2 protein-coding genes are annotated in these 1,804 nt (G+C 72.6%); both read right to left on the bottom strand.

What is annotated here, in order from left to right:
• On the bottom strand, positions 1 to 718 hold a 718-nt coding region (locus RI554_11425), incomplete at its 3' end, for a hypothetical protein (protein MDR9392625.1).
• An 8-nt stretch (positions 719 to 726) separates the two neighbouring features.
• A partial coding sequence (locus RI554_11420; protein MDR9392624.1) for a glycosyltransferase occupies positions 727 to 1,804 on the bottom strand: 1,078 nt, incomplete at its 5' end.

Below are 1,804 nucleotides of genomic sequence, written 5' to 3'. Positions count from 1 at the left end.
ATACGGAGTTCAGCAGCGCTTGCGGGGCGCCGAACCGCACGAAGTCGAGGTGATCGCGGGCCGCATCGCGCATCGACGCGAGGGTCACGTGGCGCCGCAACGCCCGGGTCGTCGGCCGGACGGAGCGGAGGAACAGCGTCAGGGCGCCGATCGTCTGGCCCGTCAGGTGGCCGCCGACGAGGCCGACGACGCCTCCCGAAAGGACCCCGAGGAGGCTTTGGAGCGACACCGTCGTCAACGTCCGCGTGATCCGAGCGCCGGCGAGCACGCCGAACCGCTCGCCGCGAATCGATTGGTAGGTGAACGCCTGGAAGATCCCGATGAGGGCCACCGAGACCGGAATCCACGGGATCCACGGCGCGATCCTGGGGTCGTTCACCCACGCCACGAGGGCGGTGTCGAACGCGAGAAGAAGGAGGGTCGTGAGGCCGGCGATCGCGGCGATGGCGACCAGATTGACGGCGAGGAGGTTCGCCGCGACCGCCGCATCGTCGGGGAGGGCGAGGGTCAACTCCAGGCGAGCGCCCGCGACGACCCCGAGGATGGCGGCGATGCTGAGGAACACCCCGAACGTCCCGAAGTCGGCCGCGCTGTACAGGCGCGTCAGGAGGGGCGCCGCGAGGAGCGACGCGACCTGAGCGAGCGCCGTACCGGACATCAGGATTCCGAGGTGACGGAGGAACGTGCGCTCCCGCCACGCCGCTCGAAGTCGTGCCACGGGGGCGCTCACGTCGGCGAGCCCCCCGCCGGCGTGCCGCGCTCGGCGTGGGGGTGCGGCTCCACGGCGGGCGCGAGGAGCGCCTCGTAGCGGCGGACGATGACCGACGCATCCTGCCCGCGCGCCGCGTCGCGGAGGGCGCCGGGGTCGGGCGGACGGTCGAGCGTCCGTTCGATCGCCTTTGCGAGCGCGGGTGCGTCGTCGACGGCGGCGAGCGCACCGAGCGCACCGTCGCGCAGCAGTTCGCGGGGTCCGTGGGGGCAATCGGTGGCGGCGACTGGAACGCCCAAGGCCAGCGCTTCGCTGACGACGTTCGGGGACCCCTCCCAGCGCGACGCGAGGGCGAAGACGTCCGCGTTCCGGAGGTACGGGTACGGGTTCGGCACGAACCCCGGCATCCACACGAGGTGGCCGACGCCGTGGCGTTCCGCCCTCGCGCGTAGGGCTTCGCGTTCGTCGCCCTCCCCCAGGAGCGCGAGGGTAGCGGGGCGTCGCCCCACGAGCTCGGCGAAGGCGTCGAGGAGGACGTCGAACCCCTTTTGTTCGGTGAGGCGCCCCATCGCGACGATGCGGGCATGGGTCGAGCGATCCCCGAAGGGCGGTGGGGGGTGCATGGGTTCCCCGGCGCGGGCGTCGAGGGTGGCGACGTCGATGGGATTGGGGAGCACGGCGATCCGTTCGAGGGGAACGCCGGACACGTCGGACAGGTCCTGGGCGGACCCCTCCGAGTTGGCGACGAGGTGCGTGGCGGCGGGGTAGAGGCGGCGCATCAGGCGACGGTAGGTCGCGAGCTTGAGGGAGAACCGACGTTGGAGCGGTTCGCTCAGCGTGTTCGCCTCCCGCAGCACGAGCGTGCACGGGGTTCGGGCGAGCGACCGCGCGGCGACGGCGGCGAGGTTGGCGTTCCGGAGCGTGGCGAGGAGGGCGGCGGGGCGGGCGGTCCGGAGGTAGTTCGCGAGCGGGCGTACCGCTGCAAGCATGTTCGCCGCGTGCAGCTCGACGATGCGGACGTGGGCTCCGACCTCGGGCAGCAGGGGGCCCTGCGCCGTTCCGAGGACGAGGTGAACGTCGTGACCGGCGTCGGCA

The sequence above is a fragment of the Trueperaceae bacterium genome (genome assembly GCA_031581195.1).
GTDB lineage: Bacteria > Deinococcota > Deinococci > Deinococcales > Trueperaceae > SLSQ01.
The sequence above is the reverse complement of the archived record's forward strand: the minus strand, read 5'-3'. Positions and strand labels throughout refer to the sequence as shown.